This is a genomic window from Novosphingobium sp. BAM6, assembly GCF_057784955.1.
Window position 1 is genome coordinate 42767 of record NZ_JBYNTR010000001.1, and the last position, 20853, is coordinate 63619.

Here is a 20853-nt window from a genome sequence, read left to right on the forward strand (position 1 = left end):
AGATGTACAGGCCACGCAACAGGCCAATAAGGAGCGGTCAGCCGTGAGAGCCCAGTCCCCCTATGCTGTCCGCGGACACGCACCGCTATGGAAGCAGCGTGTCGTGCATTTGCAGTTTCTGTTGGTGGCCGCCTTGCTGTTCGGCGGCGGTGGGGTGGGATATGGCCTTGCCAATGCATGCGTCCAGATCCTCGCATTGCTACTGCTGGCGCTTAATGGTCATGTCGTTGCGCGCTTTTTCCGTCATGCGCCGTGGCCGGTGGTTGGCCTGCTTGTTATGACGATGTTGTGGCCCTTGTTGCAGCTTGTGCCGCTGCCTTATGCAATGTGGAGCCGATTGCCCGGCCGGGATATTGTCGAGCAATCGCTGTCTCTTGTCACCGACCCGCAAGGCGCCTGGTTCCCCGTCTCCATGGACTCCATGCGCACGCTTACGGCTTTTGTCGGGACCATCGTACCGGCAACGGTTCTGGTGCTGGGCTGGGGTATTTCGGGGCGGGATCGGCACCGGCTGCTATGGACACTGGCTATCCTTGCGCTTGGCAGTGTCTTGCTGGGCGTATTCCAGCTCAGCGGCGCGGTACCGCTGATCTATGCGACCAATGACCTTGGTATGACCAAGGTCGTCCACGGGACGTTCGCCAATCGCAATTCGGCCGGGGTGTTTCTCGATGTCGCGCTGGCGATGCTTTGCGTATTGCCTCTGCGTTCGGTGAACCTTGCCAATCTGGCTTTGCGGGTGGGACTTTTCGCGCTGCTTGGTCTGGGCGTGATCGGCACGATGTCGCGGTCGGGAACGGCTCTGCTCTTACTGCCGGTTCTTTTCTGCCTTGTTCGGCTGTGGGCGACCAGAAAGGAGTGGGTCGGAAAGGACCGGCAAGGCCCAGGGCAGGGGATATCGCGGGGTTGGCTGTTGGTGTTTGCTGTCGGCGGTCTACTGGTTATTGGCGCAGTGGTCGGGGCCGGCGGTGGCAGGCTTGCCTCGACCTTCGAGCGTTACCAGAATCTGAAGGACCAGCGTCCGGAAATTTGGGCGGATGCAATCGATTCTGCCAAGCGCTATTGGCCTGCTGGCGCTGGTACGGGAACCTTCGACGAGGTTTTCCAGGCTGACGAATCGCTTGAATATGTGACTGAGCGTCGTGCCGGGCGGGCGCACAACGATTATATCGAGATGGCTGTGGAATCCGGTCCTTTCGCAGAACTGATCGCGCTGGCCTGGGTGTTGGCGGTTCTTGCGTCGGCTTGGTGCGTTCGCAAGCGGGAAGATCGCTGGACGCTATGGGCCTCTGCGGTCGGTATGGGATGTTTCATCCTGCAATCGGGCATCGACTATCCGCTTCGAAATCAGGCCAATCTTTGCGTGGCCGGCTTGTTGTTCGCTCTCTGCGCGACGGCTTTTCGACCGCGTAATACGGAGTCAGCAGCATGAAGCGTCTGGTATGGATCCTGGCGCTGGCGTTCGTCGGTATGCTGGTTGTCGGTGTGGAACTGGATCGATCGGCCCGGATGGATTCGTCGTTGGACGATTATGTTCCGGTGCTCTTTCAGTCTTTCGCTTTGGAAAATGAGGTGGAAGCGGCCGGAAGCCAGTCTCTGGACGGTGAGCAATTGGATGGCGCGCGTAAATTGCTGCGGCAGCGCCCGGTCCCGGCTGAACATCTCAGGGCTTTGGCAGTGGCCGAAATCGCCGCTGGCAACGATGCCGTGGGCCAGCAGGCGATGGCCTTTGCGGCAGGACGGGGCTGGCGTGATCCAGTCGTTCAGGCGACGATGGTGAGGGCCGGAGCGCAGGCAGGAGCATGGGATATCGCTGCGCAGCGCCTGGCTGCGTTCTGGGCGGTGGTGAACGATCGGCAGACATTGAACGATCTTACCCATATGGTCGCACAGACCGAGCAGGGACGAGCGGCGCTTGCGCAGCAACTGGCGGGCAATGTACCGGCGCGTGATGGGATGATGCGCGGGATCGCAGACAACCTCACGCCGCAGCAGGCGGCCTCTGTCGCGATGACGGCGCAGGCGCATGGAGCCAGATTCGATTGCGAGCAGATGACCGATGTGGCGCGCAAGGTTGTCGTGTCGGATGGTGATGCCGGTCTTGCGCAGGCAATCTGGAACGGGCGCTGCAGCCGTAATTCGGCGCCGTCGCAGCCCGGTGATGTTCGCTTTGTACCAGCTGCTTCTACCGGGGATACGGGGCCGTTCGGGTGGCAACTGACTCAGAACTCGGCAGTATCTGCCGACCTCGAAGGAAGCGGAAGCGACGTTTCGCTCAGCGTTCACAATGGCGGCTCGGTGCCTGCAAAGTTCGCGGAACGCATCGTCACGCTGGCGCCGGGTGCGCATCTGTTGAAGCTGTCCGCGAATGGCTCGGGCAGCGGTGCACGAGGAGTTTCGATCTCCATATTCTGTCTGCCTGCAGGTGTTCCGCTTGCCGGGGCGACGAGCAATGGGGGAAGCCTGTTTCCGATCCCCGCTGCGGGATGCCGCGCCCAGAAGCTCATTCTTACCGTTCCTCCGGGAGATATCGAGGGGCTGCGTATTTCTTCGGGAGGGTGAAGAAAGGCCGGAAGCGATCGCCTCCGCTGGAAGGCGATGACCGGTCGCGGCCCTCTATCCTGGCAGGCCCTCTATCTCGAATGCCGGCCCTTGCGCACTGGCGCGCTGAGAATCTGACGATATTTCCATGCCGTGCCTGCAATCGTCAGGCACGCGGCAAGGTCGATGAGGTAGTTCGGTCGCAGGATGCCACCGTGATAGAGTAGGGCGTCGACGCCATGCAGCGATATCATCCGAAGGGTAATCAGCAGTATCTCTGCCACTGCCGCAATCCGCGAGGCCAGTATCATGACGGCGGCCGGATGCATGGCTGCGCGGCGCTTCGAGGTCTTGTACAGGATCCAGCAGGCGGCTCCCGTTGCCACGGCGATGATAAGCAGGACGAGCGGTGTCTGCAGGTCACGCCTTTCTGAATAGACCTGATCTGCCCTGGCGATGCCGCGCATCGTATCGGAAAAATCCTGTTCGACGTTGAACAACCGCATGCAGATCATCACGGCGAACAGGCCAATCATCAGCCACCAGTTGATCTTGTCTTTTGCCGGAAGGCTCCTGCCGATGCCGAAAACGGCCGTACGCAACGTGACGGCTGCGCACAGCGTATAAAGGATGATGGCGAACAGGGCTGCTGGAGACATCTGGTTGTTTTATCCGGATTGCGTTGCTGGAAAGCGGGTCTGCATTTTACGCAGACAAGAGCGTTGTTAGCATAAATTGGTGGTCGTGGAATGGACGCCGGGATTGCAATTGGGCAAGGCTTGTCCTGCATACGGTGCTGTTTTTGGTTGTACTTCCTGAACTGAAAGTGAGATTGGTTGCTGGCATTTTTTATCAGTCAAGTTGATTTCCGAAAATATCCATAAACGCTTGTAATGGTGTCGAATTATGTCGATTTTTTCAGTCATTAACTTCCTGCTGATTTAATGGTGATGGGCATGTTGAATGCGATATTTAGATTTTGTCATGATTTTTCCTCGATGCGCGGAAAGCTGATATTCGAATTATGTGTATCTTGCTGATTTTGGAGTGTGAGTTTAAGGGTTGTTTCGTATTCGTATTTGTAGACGGGGACATGGCTTGAGGGTCTGGGATATTTGGGCTCGGAGTGTTCCGTGCGCTTTGGTTGGTCTGGCGCTTTCGGGGTGCGGGAGCACGCCTGCGCCGCCGGTTGTGGGCCGTATATCGCCGCCGGCTGTGGCGTCCCAGGGGCAGGAGGCGTTTGTGTCTCCGGGTGCGGGGAACGGTGTTCTTCGTGCAGGGGACGTGATTTCGGTTCAGGTTTTCCGGGAGGCGGACCTGTCTCTGGAGGCGACGCCGATTGCCGAGGACGGGACGATTGCGCTGCCGCTGATCGGGACGATCGAGGCGGCGGGGCTGACGCCGGCGCAGCTTTCGCAGCAGGTGACGCAGCGTCTGTCGAAGACGTATCTGGTTTCGCCGCAGGTGACGGTCAACCTTCAGCAGTATGCCTCGCACCTGGTGTCGGTCGAGGGTGCTGTGGAGAAGCCCGGGGTCTATCCGTTTGCGGGCGAGGCGCGTCTGTCGAGCGCGGTGGCGCTGGCGGGCGGTACGAGCGATGTCGCCAAGATGAAGCAGGTGGTGATCTTCCGCCACGATGCGCAGGGGCAGAGCGTTGCGGTGTTCGACTATTCGGCGGTTCAGGCCGGGACGATGATCGACCCGGTGCTGATGCCGGGTGACCGGGTTGTGGTGGGGCTTTCGGGCATGACCCAGGCCTGGCAGGACCTGGTCAAGTCGCTTCCGGCGCTTGCCATTTTCACGCGTTTGTAAGGGTCTGGATCTCCATGGATAATCGTGAACTGGCGCCGGTGGCGTCATCCTGGGCGGATCGTTACATAGCCGATGACGGGGGCGCGGGGGACTATCCTGCGGCGGGGCAGGGTGCAGGGATGATCAGCATGGCGCAGGTGCGCGGGGCGCTGTGGCGCCAGCGCTATGTGGTCGGCGGGATCGTGCTGGTGTGCCTGGTGCTGGGTCTGGTGGCGACGCTGCTGATGCGGCCGGTCTACCAGGCGACGGCGACGGTGCGGGTCGACCAGCAGATGGGGCAGATCGTGGAGGGCCAGGACCTGGCCAATCCGATGATCGCCTCGAACGAGTTGCCGCGCTATCTCAAGACGCTTTCGGCGGTGATCGGCAGCCATTCGATGGCGCTGCGGGTCGCCGATAAGCTGGGCCTGGATCGCGATCCGGCGTTTGCGGGCGACGACAAGGGCGATGGCAAGCTGCAGACCCGGCAGGCCCGTCTGGATCGGGCGGCGCGCAAGATCGCGGCGAACGTGACGGTCGATGCGCCGGGCGATACGCGGATCATGGCGATTTCGTACAAGTCGCCCGGTCGCGAGGAGGCGGCGCGTCTGGCGAATGCCTATGCCAGCCTGTTCGTGGCCGATGACGCGCAGCGTTCGATGGACACCAACAGCTACGCGCGTCAGGTCCTGCAGCAGCAGATCGATGCGACGCGCGACCAGCTGGCCAAGTCGGAAATGCAGGCGGTGAACTACGCGCGTGCGAACCAGCTGATCATGCCGATGGGCAGCGGCAGTGGCGGCGGCGATGGCGGCTCGAGCGACGGCCAGAGCGGCGGCGGCGGAGGCGGCGCCCAGACCCTGACCGGGGCGACGCTGATGTCGATGAACAGTGCCCGTTCGGGGCTGGTAGCGGCGCGGATCCAGGCCGAGCAGCACTGGAACGTGGTGTCCGGCATGCCGGCGCTGAGCATTCCCGAGGTGCAGCAGAACTCGGCGATCCAGACGCTGCAGGGGCAGCGTGCGGATCTGGCCGGGCAGCTGGCGCAGCTGAAGCAGCGTTACAAGGCGGGGTATCCGCAGGTTGACGAGCTGACGATGCAGATCCACTCGCTGGACCAGCAGATCGCGCAGACGGCCAGCCAGATCAAGGCGTCGATCAAGGCGCAGTACGAGGTGGCCAGGCAGCAGGAAGGGGCGATGGATAGCGAGATCACGAAGGTCTCGAGCCAGACGCTTGCCGAGCAGGATCGCCAGGTCGAATATAGCCTGCTGAACCGCAACACCGATGCGCTGCGCCAGCAGATGACCTCGCTGATGCAGCGCTACAACGAGATCGCTTCGGCCTCGGATATCCATTCGAACAATCTGACGCTGCTGGATACGGCCGAAGCCCCGGCATCGGCGGTCTCGCCCAACATCTACAAGAACATGATGCTGGCGCTGGGCGCGGGTATCGTGCTGGCCTTCGGCGCTGCGCTGCTGCGCGAGATGCTCGATGACAGCCTGCACTCGCCCGAGGACGTGGAAGCCAAGCTGGGCGTGCATCTGCTGGGGATCACGCCGCATGTCGAGGTGGACAAGCTGGAAGAGGCGATGGGTCGCGCAGGGGCGCTGTCGGAGGCCTATGCCTCGCTGCGCACGGCGATCGAATATGCCGCCCCGGCGATCCCGCACCGCGTGATCCAGTTCACCTCGAGCCAGGCCTCGGAAGGCAAGACGACGACCTCGACTTCGCTGGCAGGTCAGTACGCGGCGCTGGGTCGCCGGGTGCTGGTGATCGACGCAGACTTGCGCAAGCCCACGATCGGTCGGGCGCTGATCGGTCGCAAGGCCGAGCACGGTCTGGTCGACGTGCTGCTGGGGCACCGCACGTTCGAGGACGTGGTGGTGTCGGTGTCCGGCAGCATGGACGTGATCCCGTGCGGACATATTCCGCCCAACCCGGTGGAAATCCTCTCGTCGGCGGCCTTTGCGCAGTTCATCGAGAGCCATCGCAAGGCCTACGATCTGGTGCTGATCGATTCGCCGCCGGTGATCGGTCTGGCCGACGCGGTGCTGATCGGCCGTGTCGCCGATCACATCGTCTTCGTGGTCGAGGCCAACCGCTCGCACTTCGGCCAGGCCAAGGCCGCAATGCGCCGCCTCGGACAGGTCCACGCCAAGGTCATCGGCGCCGTCCTCACCAAGTACCGCGCTCAGGAAGCCGGACACTCCTACGAATACGCATACAACTACTATTCATACGGAAAAGAAAACTGATAAATACATAAGACAAAGGGAGCCTCATGAGGCTTCCTTTTTTTGGCGGTTGTATCGAAGCCGAAGGAAATCTCATGTCTGCATCGACAGCGACCGGTGAACGGCATCTCGATGTCGTGCATGTATCCTGCGACTTTCCGGATCCGATTGTTGCGTTCAAGACACCGGTTATCCGCACTCTGCTGGAACTGACGCAAAATGATTTCAGCCATCGCGTTTATTCGCTGAACCGCCAGTCGCCGTCAGCGCTTTCGTTTGCCAAATCGGTGATTGCAGGGCTGGGAAAGCCTAGCCTGACGATGCGGGCACAACCGTTCGAATGGGGAGAGGCGATCGAATACGAGGCGCCCGGTCGCGGGCTGTTTCTGGCAACGTTCATGCGGCAGGTCGGAGAGAAGCTGGCTGCCGATCTGCGCGCTTGCGGGCGCGTTCCGGATCTTCTTGTGGCGCACAAGCTTTCGATCGAGGGTATCGCGGTTCAGCGCGCGGCCTTTCTGCTCGATCGGCCATATGCCCTGTCGATCCAGGGTGATACCGACACCAAGGTGCTGGCCGCGCGTCCGGACCTGAAGCGCGCCTTTGCGGGGATATTCCATGGCGCGGCCATGGTCTTTCCCTTTGCGCCCTGGTCGCTGAGGCAGGTCGAAGGCAGGTTGGGTGCGCGAAGCGGGCCGCGTATCGCCCTGCCATGCCCGACCGACCTTGACGAGCCGCTGCCCCCCCTTGCGGGGGGCGAGGGGCTGATCACCGCGTTCCATCTCAAAAATCATGCGCGCAAGAATCTGAAAGGCATGGTCGCAGGGCTTCGTCTGCTTGACGCAGAAGGCTTCGATGCCCGGCTTGGCGTGATTGGCGGCGGTAACGAGGCGCAGGTTGACGCCTGCAGGGATATCGTGGTCGCGCATGCCGGAACGCATCTCGAAGGCGCGCTTGATCGCTCTGCCCTGCGCCAGCGCATGCGGCAGGCGCGCGCATTCGTATGCCCTTCATTGCGCGAGAGCTTCGGGCTCGTATTCATCGAGGCCCTGTTTGCCGGTCTGCCCATCGTTTACCCGAAAGGGACAGCGGTTGACGGCTATTTCGACGGTCACGACTTTGCGATTGCCGTCGATGCCCGCGACCCCCGGTCGATCGCGCAGGGTATGCGCCGGGCTATCGAGGAAGAGGCGCAACTCAAGGCCAGCCTTGCGCGGTGGCAAGGCAGTGCCGAGGCCAGACGCTTCCAGCGCACCAGCATTGGCGAGGCTTTCGCATCGGGCCTGCGGATGGCCGCAACCGAAGCATAGCTCGTCTTGCGCCCGCAGGTCAGGCTGGTGCGGCGACTTCGCTTGCCGCTGCTGGCGTCTTGGCGGTCAGCGCATTTACGAAATCTTCCCGCCAGCGGATCACATCCTGTTCACGGACCGACGCAAGCAGTTTCTCGTGTCGCTTCTTGCGTTCGGCCAGAGGCATGGTGAGTGCGCGCTCTATCGCTTCGGAGACATGTTCGATCGAGTGCGGGTTGATGAGAAGTGCATCCTTGAGCTGGTGTGCGGCGCCTGCGAATTGCGAGAGGATCAGCACGCCGGGATTCTCCGGATCCTGCGCGGCGATGTATTCCTTGGCAACGAGGTTCATGCCGTCGCGCAGGGGAGTAACGAGCCCGATGTCGGCTGCCCGGTAAAACCCTGCGAGTTGCGCACGCGGATAGCCGCGGTTGACGTAGCGGATGGGGACGAAGCCGACGTCCGCATGGGCCCCGTTGATGTGACCGGTCTTGCGTTCGAGATCTTCGCGAATTTGCTGGTAGCTGGCGACATCCCCGCGTGAAGGCGGTGCGATCTGGAGGAGCACCACGTCCCCGGCGTTATCGGGATGATCGCCCAGATAGCGCCCGAAGCTCTCGAAACGTTCGCCAAGGCCCTTGGAATAGTCGAGGCGATCGACACCGATCATGATCTTGCGACCGCGGACGCTGGATTTCAGGCGCTCATAGGCCTCCTGCGCTTCGGGGCCGCGCGAGGCTTCGGTGAATTCTTCGTAATCGACCCCGATCGGGAAAGCACGGGCCAGTACCTTGCGGCCATTGTATTCGATGGTGTTGTCGAGGCCGACCTTCAGCCCCATTTCCTTCTGGACGTAGTGCAGGAAGCTTTCGAGCCATTCGGTCGTCTGGAAGCCGATCACGTCGCATTCCAGCATCGAGGACACCAGTCGTTCGTGAAACGGCAGCGAGGTGAGCAGGCGCGTTGGCGGCCAGGGCGTATGCAGGAACAGGCCGATGCGGTTTTTTACCCCGCGTCGGCGCAGCATCGAGCCGAGTGGCAGCAGATGATAATCGTGGATCCAGACGAGATCGTCGGGCTCGATCAGGGGGGATACGCTGTCGGCAAAGCGCTCGTTGACGCGTTCATAGCCCTCGCCGAAATTGCGGTCGTATTCGGTCAGGTCGATACGATAGTGAAACAGCGGCCAGAGCGTGCGGTTGGCATAACCGTTGTAGTATTCCTCGACGTCCTGCGGTTCCAGGTCGATCGTCGCGGTGGTGACGTCGTCATTGCGTTGCATGTCGAGGTGGCCGGTGAACTCCTCGGTTTCCTGACCCGACCAGCCAAACCAGATACCGCGATGCTCGCGCAGCGCAGAATTGAGCGCCACGGCAAGCCCCCCTTGTGCGCCGGCTGCGCCCGCAGCCTTGGGCACCGAAACCCGGTTGGAGATCACGACAAGTCGTTTCATTTTCTGCCCCTATTCGCGCTTTACAAAGCGCCTGCGGAAGGCGCGCCTCAGCGCCAGTCCCGCCAGGACCGGGACAATTGCCCGGCACAGTTGATGATACCAACAAGCGAATAGGTCTGGGGAAAGTTCCCCCACAGCTCGCTCGTCTCGAAGTCCATGTCCTCGGAAAGAAGTCCCGATTTCGTGCGATGGCTCAGCATCGCTTCGAACAGGCGGCGTGCTTCCTCATCGTTTCCGGAGCGATGCAGGGCCTCGATCAGCCAGAAGGTGCAGATGTTGAAAGCGGTTTCGGGCAGGCCGAAATCGTCCTCGTTATCATAGCGGAGCATATGCTCGCCCCGCCGTAGCGCGTTCTGCACCGCTTCCAGCGTCGATTGGAAGCGCGGATCGGCGGCATCGACGAACCGCAGTTCGACCATCTGTAGCAGGCTGGCATCGAGTTGCGAGCCGCCAAAGCTGGCCGCATAGTGGCCGCCAGCGGTATGCCCATCGACTTCGTGCCAGGCCTTCTCGTCGATGGTGGCCCGAATGGTGCTTGCCCGATCGCGCCACAGGTCGGCGCGATCGGTGAGGTCGAGGTGTTCGGCAGCGTTGGCGAGGCGGTCGCACGCGGCCCAGCACATCACGCTGGTGTATGTGTGGACGGCCGTTCGCGTACGCAGTTCCCACAGCCCCGCATCGGGCTGATCGTGAGTCTTCCAGGCCATTTCGCCTACGCGTTCAAGGCTTGCGAAGTCGTCGTGCGTGGCCGGGCGCAGCAGGCGTTCGTCGGAGAACGCCTGGATCGAGGGCAGCACGATCTGCCCGTAGCAGTCGTTCTGGATCTGGTAGTAGGCCGCGTTGCCGATCCGCACGGGGCCCATGCCGCGATAGCCGGCAAGATCCTTGGCTTCCCACTCGATGATCTCGCGCCCGCCGCTGACGGCATAGAGCGGCTGTATCGCGCCGCCTTCGGCATCGTCGATGATGTTGCGAAGATAGGCGAGATACTTTTCCAGCACGTCGAGCGCGCCAAGATGATTGAGCGCCTGCACCGTATAGTAGGCGTCGCGGATCCAGCAGTAGCGGTAGTCCCAGTTGCGTTGGGAGCCCGGAGCCTCGGGTATCGAGGTGGTGAGCGCGGCGACGATCGCGCCGGTTTCCTCATGCTGGCACAGCTTCAGCGTGATGGCGGCGCGGATCACGGCGTCCTGCCAGTCCATCGGCGTGGCAAGGCCGCGCACCCAGTTCATCCAGTAGGCCTGGGTGAGCAGACGCATCGTCTCCAGTTCGTGGCTGACGTCGCCGACGAACGGTTCGTCGGGGCCGAGGAAGAAGTGCAAGGGCCGCTCGACGCGGAAGTAGCGTTCGTCGAGGATGTAGCCCACCGGCGCATCGGTGGTGAGGCGCAGGGTGTTGCGTTCCACCAGATAGCGGATGTGGTTCGAGCCGTGGGTGATCTGGGCCAGATGGCTGCCGTAGCCGCTCATCGGGGTGAGGATCGTGCGGATGCGCGGAGAGCCTTTTACCGGCTTGACGATGCGCGCATAGGCGATCGGGCGGTAGGTGCGGCCCAGTCGCTCAAAGCGCGGGCAGAAATCGATGACGTCGACGATCCCGCCGTTGGCGTCTTCCAGCCGGGTCACGAGGATCGGCGTGTTGCGCACGTAGCCTTGCGTGGCAGACACCTGATTTTCCAGCTCGAAGCGCCAGGTTCCGGCGTCCTGCCCCTTGTCTCCGCGCAGCAGCGCACAGAAGGTCGGGTCGCCGTCCACGCGGGGGACGCAGCCCCAGACGAGCGCGCCTGCTTCGTCGATCAGGCCGGAGACCTGGCAGTTGCCGATGGGCCAGAGTTCGAGCGTGCTCATGCGGGCGGGCTCCTTGGTTGCAGCAGGGGTGTTCTGTGAAGTTGCGGTCAAGCCAGGTCTGCTCCACGCAGCCAGTCATGCACGGCAGCCACGTTGTCGAGGCGCCAGTGCGCGGCAGTGGCGCGCGATGGGCCGATCAGCACGCCACCACCGCCATGGCGCTCCATGACTTTGAAAGCGTCCTCGTCGGTTACGTCATCGCCCAGAAACAGGGGCTTGGTTCCGGTGAACAGCGGCAGGCTCATGAACTTGTCGACCGCGCTGCCTTTGTCCGATCCGGGCATGACCAGTTCGACAACCTGCTTGCCGCGCTTGGTCTTGATCCCCAGTTCGGCGGCCAGCGTCTCTGTCTGCTCGATAAGCTGATCCAGCAGATGCGGGTGTGTGCGCGTGTGGACGGCCACGCCAAAGGGCTTGGCTTCGACGATCAGGCCGCCGTTCGCCTCGGAAAAGGCGCGAAGGCCCTCGACTGCGCGGGCAGGCAGCGGTTCGGCAAGCGGCACGACCGCACTGGCGCCGGTCTCGCGGAATTCGCCGCCATGGGAGCCAGCGATCGCGACGTTGATCGGGCCGAGCAGCGCCTCCAGCGCTTGAATCGAACGGCCGGTGATGATGGCCAGACGCCCTTCAAGCCGCTGGGACAGCGCCTCGATCCGCGTGCCGAGGTCTTCGGGCACTCGCACCAGGTCCGGGCGGTCGGCGATCTCGACCAGCGTTCCGTCGAAGTCGAGGAACAGTGCGGTCTCGGGTGAGACGGTGAGCGGCGGGGGAGGGGGCAGATCGGCGACGGCAGCGTCGCTCCCCGCCCGCGAGAAGGTTTCGCTGGGATGGGTCATTGTGGTCAGTCTTGCACCTTGATCCGGAAAAAGGCCACCCCTTGGGGTATTCGGATGACTGGCGGACTAAAGTCACCCGCCGCGACTGCGAACGCATGAGCAGATGACCGGTTCCGGTTTTGAGACGATGCGTGGTCGCAGGAATGTTGCATCGCGGAAAAATGGATAGCACAATATGCGCATAGTATTCGGCTTTCTGTCGTTCGCGCCGCTTCCTGTCCGGCGCTGCCCGAGTGTCTGGGGGAATATATGAACACTGTGGTTCCGGTGATCCTCTGCGGAGGAAGCGGCACGCGTTTGTGGCCGCGCAGTCGGGCGTCCCGGCCCAAGCCTTTTCTGCCTCTGATCGGCGAACTGACGCTGTTCGAGGCGACGATCGCGCGCTGCCCCCCCTCAATCGGGTTTGCGGGGCCGGTGGTGGTGACGGGTGCGCTGCATCTCGATCATGTGGAGGCGCAACTGGGCGGTGTCGAACAGCCGAGTGTGATCGTCGAGCCTTGCGCGCGCAATACTGCCGCGGCCATCGCGCTCGCGGCGAACCGCTTGCCCGAGGATGCAATCATGCTGGTGTGCCCCAGCGATCACTGGATCGGTCGCCCGGACGCCTTCGCGTCGGCTGCCGTTGCGGCTTCCCAACTGGCCTCGGAAGGCTGGCTGGTCTCGTTCGGGATTGAGGCGACCGCACCGGAGACCGGCTTTGGCTATTTGCGTCAGGGTGAAGAAATTCTCGGTGGCTCGGGTGCCAAGGGCTTTCGCACTGCCCAGTTCGTCGAAAAGCCGGATCTGGAGACCGCGCGGGCATTTCTTTCAGCTGGCGACTATGCCTGGAACGGAGGGATTTTTGCGTTCCGGGTAAAGGATTTCCTGCGCGAACTGGCAACCCATCGTCCGGATATCGACGCGGCGGTGCGCAAGGCCGTGGAGTCCGGCTGGACCGAGGGGCAACGCTTCCACCCCGACGCGGAACTCTTCGCGGCGGTGGAGAGCGAATCGGTGGACTATGCGGTCATGGAAAAGACCGCCCGCGCCGCGATGGTCCCGGCGGACATGGAATGGTCGGACATCGGCAACTGGGCGGCGCTCCATGACGCGGTGCCGCGCGACAGCGACGGCAACAGTATTCGCGGGTGCGCAGGCGAACTGGTCGATTGCCGAAATGTGCTGGTGGACAGTGACGGGCCGCGCGTGTCGGTGATCGGGCTGGAGAACGCCATCGTCGTGGTCGATGGCGACGATATCCTCATCACCACGACGGCGGGCGTGCAGAAAGTCGGAAAGCTCTCGGGAGCACGGAACCAGTAGACGCAGATGATGGACGAACCAGCGCGGCTCGGGTAGCCGTGCCGCTTTCTGTTCGCCCGCCTTTTCTTCTGCTGGCTTTCCGATCGGAGCGTTTCCCCGTGCCCGCGTTCTATCTCACTTTTCTGGCAGTTCTGCTCGCGGGGTTTGGTGCGCGGGATCAGATTACCATGGCCTCGCTGGCGCGCGTGCAGGGACAAAGGCCCGGCGTGCTGCTCACAGGGGTGGTCTGTGCTTTCCTGACCGCAGGGCTGGCCGCATGGGCGGGGCAGTGGATGCTCGGGCATCTGCCGTCACCGGCACGCGGGATATTCGCGGCGATGGCGCTGGCGATTGCCGGCGTGGAATCGCTGCTTGTCGTCCCCCGCAAATCGCTTCTGGAGCCGACATTGTCACTGGGAGCGCTGGCGCTGGTTCTCCTTGCGCAGCAGATCACCGATGCAGCGCGCTTCGTGGTGCTGGCGATGACGGTGGGAATGGCCGCGCCGCTGGTGTCGGGATTGGCGGGGGTGACGGCTGGCGCGGCGCTTGCCGTGCTGGCGTGGAGTCAGCCGGATTGGCTTTACACGCTGTCGGCCCGATGGATTCGTCGCGGCGTGGGGGCAATCCTGCTGCTTGCCGCCGCGCTGGTGGCAATCGCAAATCTCGGCATTGGGTGATCGGTAATTTCGATTGAAACAAACCCTTTTGCTTCGGGTTCTTGAGCCTAAATAGTGTGACGCATTGAACAAAGGGGAACGAGACGATGACTTCCAAGGACAACGCCCAGGGCGCGCTGGTGGACAGCCTCAACGGGCTGCTGGCCGATACGCTCGCGCTCTATATCAAGACCAAGAATTTCCACTGGCACGTCAAGGGGCCGCAGTTCCATGACCTGCACCTGCTGTTCGACGCGCAGGCGGGCCAGATCTTCGCGCTGACCGACGTCGTGGCGGAGCGCGTGCGCAAGCAGGGCGGCAAGACGCTGACCAGCCCGGATGCGGTCGTCGCCAAGACCCGCATCCAGCCGCAGGATTCCACCGACCTTGATGCGATGGCGATGGTCCGCGAACTCTATGAGGACAATCTGGCTTATGTTACGCGCCTTCGCGAAGTGAAGGAAGCTGCAGGCGAGGCGGGCGACAACGCCACCGACGGCATCGTCGATGACTGGACCGATCAGGCCGAGGAACGCGCCTGGTTCCTGCGCGAGATCATCGCCTGACAACACTGTGTCCGGTCTGGCGCGCAAGCGTTTGCGAAACCGGCTTCGCGAGATGCATGGGGAGTGCTAGGCATTCCCCATGCCCGATACCCAGATATCTACCGTCACCATCGTCGAACACGCTGACGATGCTACCATCGCCCGTTGGTTCGCCGATCGCCTGAAGCACGCGCTGGCTGCCACCGATGGCCCGATCGCGGTGACAGTGCCCGGCGGTTCCACGCCATTTCCCATTTTCGATATCCTCGCGCATGAAGATCTCGACTGGTCGCGGATTGCGGTCTGGCCCGGCGATGATCGCGTCGTCGAGGAGAGCCATCCGGCCTCCAACGTGGGCAAGATCCGCGTGCGCCTCGAACCGGTGGGGGCAGTGATCGTGCCGCTGTCCGAAGAAGCCGTTCCGCCCCATTTCACCATTGCCTGGCTGGGTATGGGCGCAGACGGGCATATCGCCTCGCTCTTTCCCAACACCGACCCGCAAGCGGACGATCCGCAGGCCGTGCGCCGTCTTACGCCCGATCCCTTGCCGCCCGAGGCGCCTTTCGACCGGGTGAGCCTGACGATCCCTTCGCTCATCGACAGTGACGAGATGATGTTCGTCATTCGCGGTGACGAAAAACGTGCGCTGTTCGACGCTGCAGTGCAGGGAGAGCACGACCTGCCCGTGTCGCGGCTTCTGAAAGCGGCTACGGGCAGGGTCACCTGCTTCTGCTGAAGGGGCAGATGCAGACGGTGCAAGGAACAGTGGAGCAGGGGCTTTGCACATTCATCGGCTACGCCCGTCGGGCGTGCCGGGCGGGAAAAGTGAAAACTGCGCTCTGTCTGTCGCAAGCTGGCTTGTGGGGCGATGATCCTTGGCGTTTAACACCGGAATGGATCATTTTCTGACGCTCCGGTTTCGTCGCGGGATTGCCCGCCTGGCCTCCATCGGCACCACTGGCGTTGTCGGGTTGGCGATGTCGCTGGGCGCTACCATGTCGCCAGCGGCTGTGCTGGCCGTTCCCAATGTGCCCAACCGCGCTCCGCCACTTCCGCCCCAGGTCGCTTGCGATCGCCCGATGATGCCAGTTGGGGGCCACGTGTTCTATATGGATCCGGCGCGTGGATCGGATAGTGGCGACGGATCGCGTGCGCATCCCTGGCGAAACTTCGGTGCTCTGGTGAGCAAGCGCAAGTTGGGTGAGCGCTTGCGTACTTCGATGCGGTTGCCGATGTTGCCGGATGGCGCGCAACCGGGTGTGTTCTACCACGAGCAGGCCAACCCTGACGCGAAGGTCGTCGGCGGCGATACGATCCTGCTGGCATCGGGCGATTATGGCGAACTCGTTCTGAACGGAATCGTCAATAAGCGCTTCATGCGCATCGCGGCCGCGCCTGGCGCCCGGCCGGTCTTCACTCGGATTGTTACGGGGTTCTCCTCGCACCTGATCCTGCAGGGGCTCGTCGTGCGAGGGCCGATGGGGCCGAAATCGACGCGTGTGCTTGTCGGTGCGGCGCCTCAGAACGAGTTCATGCCCGACAATCTGGTCTATGATCACATGGATCTGGGTGCCAGTGCCCCCATCGCCGGGCACGATCCGCAGGATTGGTACGACAATGCGCCCAACGGCGTGATGATGCGCGGCGATTGCATGACGATCAGCAACAGCCGCATCCACGATGTGCGCACGGGTGTGGGGATCATTCGCGGTCGTGACGATCAGGTTCTGAACAACCGTATCTCCGGTTTCTCCGACGATGGCATCGACTTCAGTGGCGACCGGCTGCGGATTCGCGGAAACTGGATCACTGATCACTGGAACAACAACGGCGCCCTGCATCCGGACTGCATGCAGGGGCAATCGAGCAGTTGGCACTGGCCCTATTCCGGGCTGACGATCGATCACAATGTCTGCATCGACCACACCAGCGAACGCGCGGTTCCGGACAAGGAGGTGATGCAGGGTATTTCGATGTTCGACGGCGTGTGGAAGAATATCGTCATCACCTGCAATCTGGTGCTGCCACGCGCTTACCATGGGATTGCGCTGTACGGCATGGACAACGCGCGCATCGAGAACAACGTCGTTGTCGGAATGGATGCCAAGGAGCCTTCGTGGATCATGGCGTTCTATTCGAAGGAACAGAAGGCGCCGCGTGGCGACGTGATCCGCGGCAATTGGACAACGGGGCTTCCCAATGCGGATCAGGGGAAGGCAGGCACCTTGGCGGTGCTCAAGACCGGCGAACTGCATATGAAGGATGGTGGTTCTGCTGATGAACTGTCGGTGACGATGGCGAACAACACGCTGGCGGTCTGGCCGGGCACCAAGGTCAGTGCGCATCTCGATCCCAAAGTGAAGATCGTGCGCATCGACGGTCCAGCCAAGCCGATGTCGGTGCCCGAGGCTTTGCGTCGCTATCCCCTGCCTGCCGCCTGCCAGAAAACCTGACGTGTACGATCGTCCCTGAATGTCTGAGGGCCCACTGCCCTCAGAACTCAGAACAACGAGGGTTGGTCAGGCGCACTGCCCGGAGCAGCCTCATCAGCGCCGAGCGCGGAGAGTGTCAGTCCCATCAGCCGGACCGGCTGGGGCAGGGGCATCAGTTCTGTCAGCAGGGCATGCGACAGGTCTGCGAAATCGCTGCTGGATGTGACCGGTTGCGTGACCGAGCGCGCTCGCGTGATCGTGCGGAAGTCGGCGTAGCGCAGCTTGAGCGTAATGGTGCGACCATGGGCCTCGGCACGTTCGATCCGGCCCCATACCGTCTCGATGATATCGTCGAGCGTGGCGCGCAGCGCGTCTGCGCCTGAAATATTCTGCGCGAAAGTGCGTTCGCCACCGAGTGACTTGCGCGGTCGGTTCGCGCGGACCCGGCGCAGGTCGACACCTCTGGCCGCGCGGAACAGGTAATCGGCGAAGCTCCCGAAATGGGCGCGCAGGAAAGCGAGGTCTTTCGCAGCAAGATCTGCGCCGGTTTCTATGCCGAGCCCGGCCATTTTTTCCGCACCGCGCGGGCCGACGCCGTGAAAGCGCCGCACAGGCAGTCCAGCCACGAAAGCGGCCCCTTCTCCGGGACGGATCACGCACAGGCCGTCGGGCTTGTTCTGGTCGCTGGCGAGCTTGGCGAGAAACTTGTTGTACGAGACCCCGGCGCTGGCAGTGAGCTGCGTCTCCTCGCGGATGCGGCGGCGGATTTCCTGTGCGATTCGCGTGGCCGAGCCGATGCCTTTCAGATCGTCGGTCACATCCAGAAAGGCCTCATCGAGCGAGAGCGGTTCGACGTGCGGCGTATAGTCATGGAAGATCGCACGGATCTGCTGGCTGACGGCGCGATAGACCTCGAAGCGGGGCTTGCGAAAGATCAGGTCCGGGCATTGCCGGGCGGCTCTGGTGGACGGCATGGCCGAGCGCACGCCGAACTTGCGCGCTTCGTAGCTGGCCGCGGCGACTACCCCGCGCCCCGACGATCCGCCGACCGCCACCGGCTTTCCCCGCAGCGAGGGATCGTCGCGCTGTTCGACGCTGGCGAAGAAGGCGTCCATGTCGACATGGATGATCTTGCGCAGGCCGTCAGCCTCGTCATCCTCTTCGCTGGATTGCGTTCCTGTCATGTTCTGGTTTATAGCCGTTCCTGACGGAAATGCGAGGCATCTCGAGACTCGCAACCGTCATGCAATTGATGCATTGGCACGCGCATGGAATCGCACTCTCCCCAGACCCGTAGTTTCCCCATCGGCGAATTCGAATTCGTGGCGATGATGGCCGGCTTCCAGATGCTGCAATCGCTGGCAGTGGACGTCATGCTGCCCGCGCTGGGTACGATTTCGCGCGATCTGGGCGAGACCGATCCCAATTCCCGCCAGTACATCATCGGGGTGTTCCTGATCTTCAGCGGCCTTGGCACGCTGGTGCCGGGCGCGCTGGCGGACCGTTTCGGGCGCCGCCCGGTCATTCTCGGGGCCTTGTGCGCCTATGCGGTCAGTTCGCTGGCCTGCGCGATTGCGGGCAGTTTCGAGCTGCTGCTGATCGCCCGCGCCGTGATGGGCCTGTTCGCCTCTGCCATGATGGTCATGCCGATGACGATCCTGCGTGACCGCTTCGAGGGCGACAAGATGGCGCGCACGCAGTCGCTCGTGGCGATGGTGTTCATGGTGATGCCGATGATGGCGCCGATGATCGGCCAGACGGTGCTGCTGTTCGCCAGCTGGCGCTGGATCTTCGGCATCATGGCCTCCGTCAGCGCGCTGGTGTTCCTGTGGACGATCCTGCGCCTGCCGGAGACCCTGCGCGAGGAAAACCGCCAGCCGGTGCAGATCGGCGTGATCGGGCGCAACATGGTCAAGGCCTTCACCGTGCGCGAGGCCTTCGGCTATTTCCTCGGTGCGGCTTTCGTGCAGGGCGCGCTGTTCGGCTATCTCAACAGTGCGCAGCAGCTGGTGGGTGAGCACTTCGGGATGGGCACGCTGTTCCCGGTGGTGTTCGGAACAATGGCGCTGATCATGGCGAGCACGAATTTCATCAATGCGCGCATCGTCGAGAAGTTCGGCGCGCGCCGGGTCAGCCATGCCGCGATGATGGTCTATATCGTGACCGCCGTGATCCATCTGGTGCTGGCATGGCACGGCGAAGGGTTTTGGACCTTCGCGCCGCTGATGACGATCTCGATGTGCATGATGAGCTTTATTGGTGCCAACTTCCAGGCGATCTCGCTCCAGCCTTTCGCGCGCATGGCGGGGGCTGCGGCCTCGGTCATGTCGTTCGTACGCATGGTGCTGGGCTCGGTACTGGGCGCGCTGATCGGGCAGGCCTACGATGGTTCGGCGGTGCCGATCATGGCGGCGATGGTCGTCTGTGGTTCGGTCTGCATCGGCCTGGTACTGTTTTCCGAGCGTGGGCAGCTGTTCCGACGCCTCAATCCGCCGGGGTTTTACAAGGGCAAGATCTCACCCGCGGGTATCGAAGGGGCGGAATAAAAAAGGGAGCCGGAAGGCTCCCTTTTTCGTGTGGATGACGAACTGCGCCGGGCGCAGCGTCAGACTCTGCGGCCGCGGAACAGCTGCACGAGGCCGACGACGATGGCGACCACCAGCAGGACGTGGATCAGGCCACCGGCAACGTGGAACACGACGAAGCCGAGCAGCCAGAGGACCAGCAGGATCGCGGCGATGGTGAAAAGCATGGGATTGTTCTCCTTGGCATCCTGAACACCGAAACGCACGATCCGTGCGTCAGGCTCCCGCGACAAATGCCGCTATTGCCAAAATGTTTCCAAGAACACGTAGCCTAGGTGAATTACGCGCATTTGCCTAATTGCGCGGGGGGAGAGGGCTGGTGTCGTAAAATCCGCATTCCGCGAATTTTCAACGGGACTCTCAGGCCTTGCGCACCAGTTCCAGCAGTTGCGGGCGCGAGATTGCCGGATGCGGGTGCAGGGCGGGGGGGCGGTGCCGGGCTTCGGTGAAAGCCGAGGCGACGAAACGCAGCTTCTGCATCTTCGTGGTCGTAACCCGGTGGTCCCAGGCATGGGCGCCGCGTGTCTCGACCTCGCGGGCGATTGCGCCATAGATGTTCGCGGCGGACAGGATCGCCCAGCGCTGGCGAAAGGCGAGCCGAACCGCACCGACGCGGGCCGAGGCTTCGTACTCGTAGGCAAGGGCACAGGCCCGCGCGACCTGCGGCACCAGCGCGTGGCGGTAGTGCGGCTTGGTCACTTCGCCGGGGGGAATGTCCGCTTCCACCAGCCATTCGACGGGGAGGTAGCAGCGCCCACGGGCGTCGTCTTCCCACACGTCGCGCACGATATTGCCGAGCTGGAAGGCGACGCCGAGATCGCAGGCGCGATCAAGGGTGTCATTATCCTCGGGCGAGACGCCCATCACCGCGGCCATCATCACGCCGACGGCCCCGGCGACATGGTAGCAGTAGCGCAGCATGTCGCGTTCGCTGCGCGGGCGCCAGTCGGCCGCGTCGAGCGCGAAGCCCTCGATCACGTCCGGTGCGACATCGCGCAGCAGCGGCACTTCGCGGGCGAGCACCCCGAAGGCGTCGAAGGCCGGGGTGCCGGTCGGTTCGCCCGCCAGCGCCAGTTCGGTCAGTGTGCGAATGGTCGCAAGCCGGGATTCGGGATCGAGCGTGGTGCCGACGGGGCGCGGTGCCGGGGCGCGACCGTGGTCCTGATCGTCGGCGATATCGTCGCAGGCGCGGCACCAGGCGTAGAGCAGCCAGACCTTTTCGCGGGTTTTGCGGTCGAACAGACGGCTGGCGGCGGCAAAGCTTTTTGATCCCTTGCGGATCGAGCGATGGGCCGCGCGGACAAGCGCGGCCCGGCTCGGCAGAGTGGGGCTGCTGGCAGGGATGGGAAAGCTCCGGCGT

Annotated in this window: 18 protein-coding genes; 11 read left to right on the top strand and 7 right to left on the bottom strand. The window is 62.8% G+C overall.

All coding sequences use genetic code 11. From position 1 onward, the window contains the following. Positions 1-103: 103 nt before the first annotated feature. Together AC3EC3_RS00250 and AC3EC3_RS00255 are read left to right on the top strand one after the other, a co-directional pair. Positions 104-1432, top strand: a complete 1329-nt coding sequence (locus tag AC3EC3_RS00250) for an O-antigen ligase family protein (RefSeq protein WP_488487743.1) — start codon at positions 104-106, stop codon at positions 1430-1432. Continuing rightward, on the top strand, positions 1429-2562 hold the full coding sequence (locus AC3EC3_RS00255) for a type 1 periplasmic-binding domain-containing protein (RefSeq protein ID WP_488487744.1): 1134 nt from the start codon (positions 1429-1431) through the stop codon (positions 2560-2562). Before AC3EC3_RS00250 ends, AC3EC3_RS00255 begins: the two co-directional genes overlap by 4 nt. A 71-nt stretch (positions 2563-2633) precedes the next feature. Here the strand turns inward: AC3EC3_RS00255 and AC3EC3_RS00260 are convergent, their stop codons facing one another. Further along, positions 2634-3200, bottom strand: coding sequence for a hypothetical protein (locus AC3EC3_RS00260; RefSeq protein ID WP_488487745.1), 567 nt, complete (start codon positions 3198-3200; stop codon positions 2634-2636). 583 nt (positions 3201-3783) lie between these two features. Here AC3EC3_RS00260 and AC3EC3_RS00265 point away from each other — a divergent pair. From AC3EC3_RS00265 to AC3EC3_RS00275, 3 genes are all read left to right on the top strand, one after another. Continuing rightward, positions 3784-4353 (top strand): polysaccharide biosynthesis/export family protein, encoded by a 570-nt coding sequence (locus AC3EC3_RS00265; protein WP_488487741.1) that lies wholly within the window; start codon positions 3784-3786, stop codon positions 4351-4353. A gap of 14 nt (positions 4354-4367) precedes the next feature. Beyond that, a complete protein-coding gene (locus tag AC3EC3_RS00270) occupies positions 4368-6593 on the top strand; it encodes a GumC family protein (RefSeq protein ID WP_488487742.1) in 2226 nt (741 codons plus the stop codon). 74 nt (positions 6594-6667) lie between these two features. Further along, positions 6668-7879, top strand: a complete 1212-nt coding sequence (locus AC3EC3_RS00275; protein WP_488487746.1) for a glycosyltransferase family 4 protein — start codon at positions 6668-6670, stop codon at positions 7877-7879. Between the two features lie 19 nt (positions 7880-7898). On the opposite strand, the gene otsA is transcribed toward AC3EC3_RS00275, so the two are convergent. The 3 genes from otsA to otsB are packed head-to-tail and all read right to left on the bottom strand — an operon-like array spanning position 7899 to position 11994. Then, positions 7899-9311, bottom strand: coding sequence for an alpha,alpha-trehalose-phosphate synthase (UDP-forming) (otsA, locus tag AC3EC3_RS00280; protein WP_488487747.1), 1413 nt, complete (start codon positions 9309-9311; stop codon positions 7899-7901). 47 nt (positions 9312-9358) lie between these two features. Further along, a complete protein-coding gene (locus AC3EC3_RS00285; protein WP_488487748.1) occupies positions 9359-11158 on the bottom strand; it encodes a glycoside hydrolase family 15 protein in 1800 nt (599 codons plus the stop codon). A gap of 47 nt (positions 11159-11205) precedes the next feature. Next, a complete protein-coding gene (gene otsB, locus AC3EC3_RS00290; protein ID WP_488487749.1) occupies positions 11206-11994 on the bottom strand; it encodes a trehalose-phosphatase in 789 nt (262 codons plus the stop codon). Between the two features lie 249 nt (positions 11995-12243). Between otsB and AC3EC3_RS00295 the strand changes: the two genes are divergently transcribed. The 5 genes from AC3EC3_RS00295 (at position 12244) to AC3EC3_RS00315 (ending at position 16929) form a co-directional block, all read left to right on the top strand. Next, positions 12244-13296: a mannose-1-phosphate guanylyltransferase gene (locus AC3EC3_RS00295; RefSeq protein WP_488487750.1), complete on the top strand. Its 1053-nt coding sequence runs from the start codon at positions 12244-12246 to the stop codon at positions 13294-13296. A 98-nt stretch (positions 13297-13394) separates the two neighbouring features. Further along, entirely contained in the window at positions 13395-13952 is a 558-nt protein-coding gene (locus AC3EC3_RS00300) for a TMEM165/GDT1 family protein (RefSeq protein ID WP_488487751.1), read from the top strand. Positions 13953-14038: 86 nt separating this feature from the next. Further along, complete coding sequence (locus AC3EC3_RS00305; RefSeq protein WP_488487752.1) at positions 14039-14497, top strand: Dps family protein; 459 nt, start codon at positions 14039-14041, stop codon at positions 14495-14497. A 79-nt stretch (positions 14498-14576) separates the two neighbouring features. After that, a complete protein-coding gene (locus AC3EC3_RS00310; RefSeq protein WP_488487753.1) occupies positions 14577-15212 on the top strand; it encodes a 6-phosphogluconolactonase in 636 nt (211 codons plus the stop codon). 445 nt (positions 15213-15657) lie between these two features. Continuing rightward, positions 15658-16929 (top strand): right-handed parallel beta-helix repeat-containing protein, encoded by a 1272-nt coding sequence (locus tag AC3EC3_RS00315; protein ID WP_488487754.1) that lies wholly within the window; start codon positions 15658-15660, stop codon positions 16927-16929. A 47-nt stretch (positions 16930-16976) separates the two neighbouring features. Here the strand turns inward: AC3EC3_RS00315 and dinB are convergent, their stop codons facing one another. Beyond that, on the bottom strand, positions 16977-18092 hold the full coding sequence (dinB, locus tag AC3EC3_RS00320; protein WP_488487755.1) for a DNA polymerase IV: 1116 nt from the start codon (positions 18090-18092) through the stop codon (positions 16977-16979). Positions 18093-18176: 84 nt separating this feature from the next. Between dinB and AC3EC3_RS00325 the strand changes: the two genes are divergently transcribed. Continuing rightward, positions 18177-19454 carry a multidrug effflux MFS transporter gene (locus AC3EC3_RS00325; protein WP_488487756.1) on the top strand — a complete coding sequence of 426 codons (1278 nt, stop codon included), beginning with the start codon at positions 18177-18179 and terminating at the stop codon, positions 19452-19454. A 59-nt stretch (positions 19455-19513) separates the two neighbouring features. Here AC3EC3_RS00325 and AC3EC3_RS00330 read toward each other — a convergent pair whose 3' ends face one another. Further along, on the bottom strand, positions 19514-19660 hold the full coding sequence (locus AC3EC3_RS00330) for a lmo0937 family membrane protein (protein WP_488487757.1): 147 nt from the start codon (positions 19658-19660) through the stop codon (positions 19514-19516). Between the two features lie 193 nt (positions 19661-19853). Next, positions 19854-20816, bottom strand: coding sequence for a phytoene/squalene synthase family protein (locus AC3EC3_RS00335; protein WP_488489160.1), 963 nt, complete (start codon positions 20814-20816; stop codon positions 19854-19856). Positions 20817-20853 lie beyond the last annotated feature (37 nt).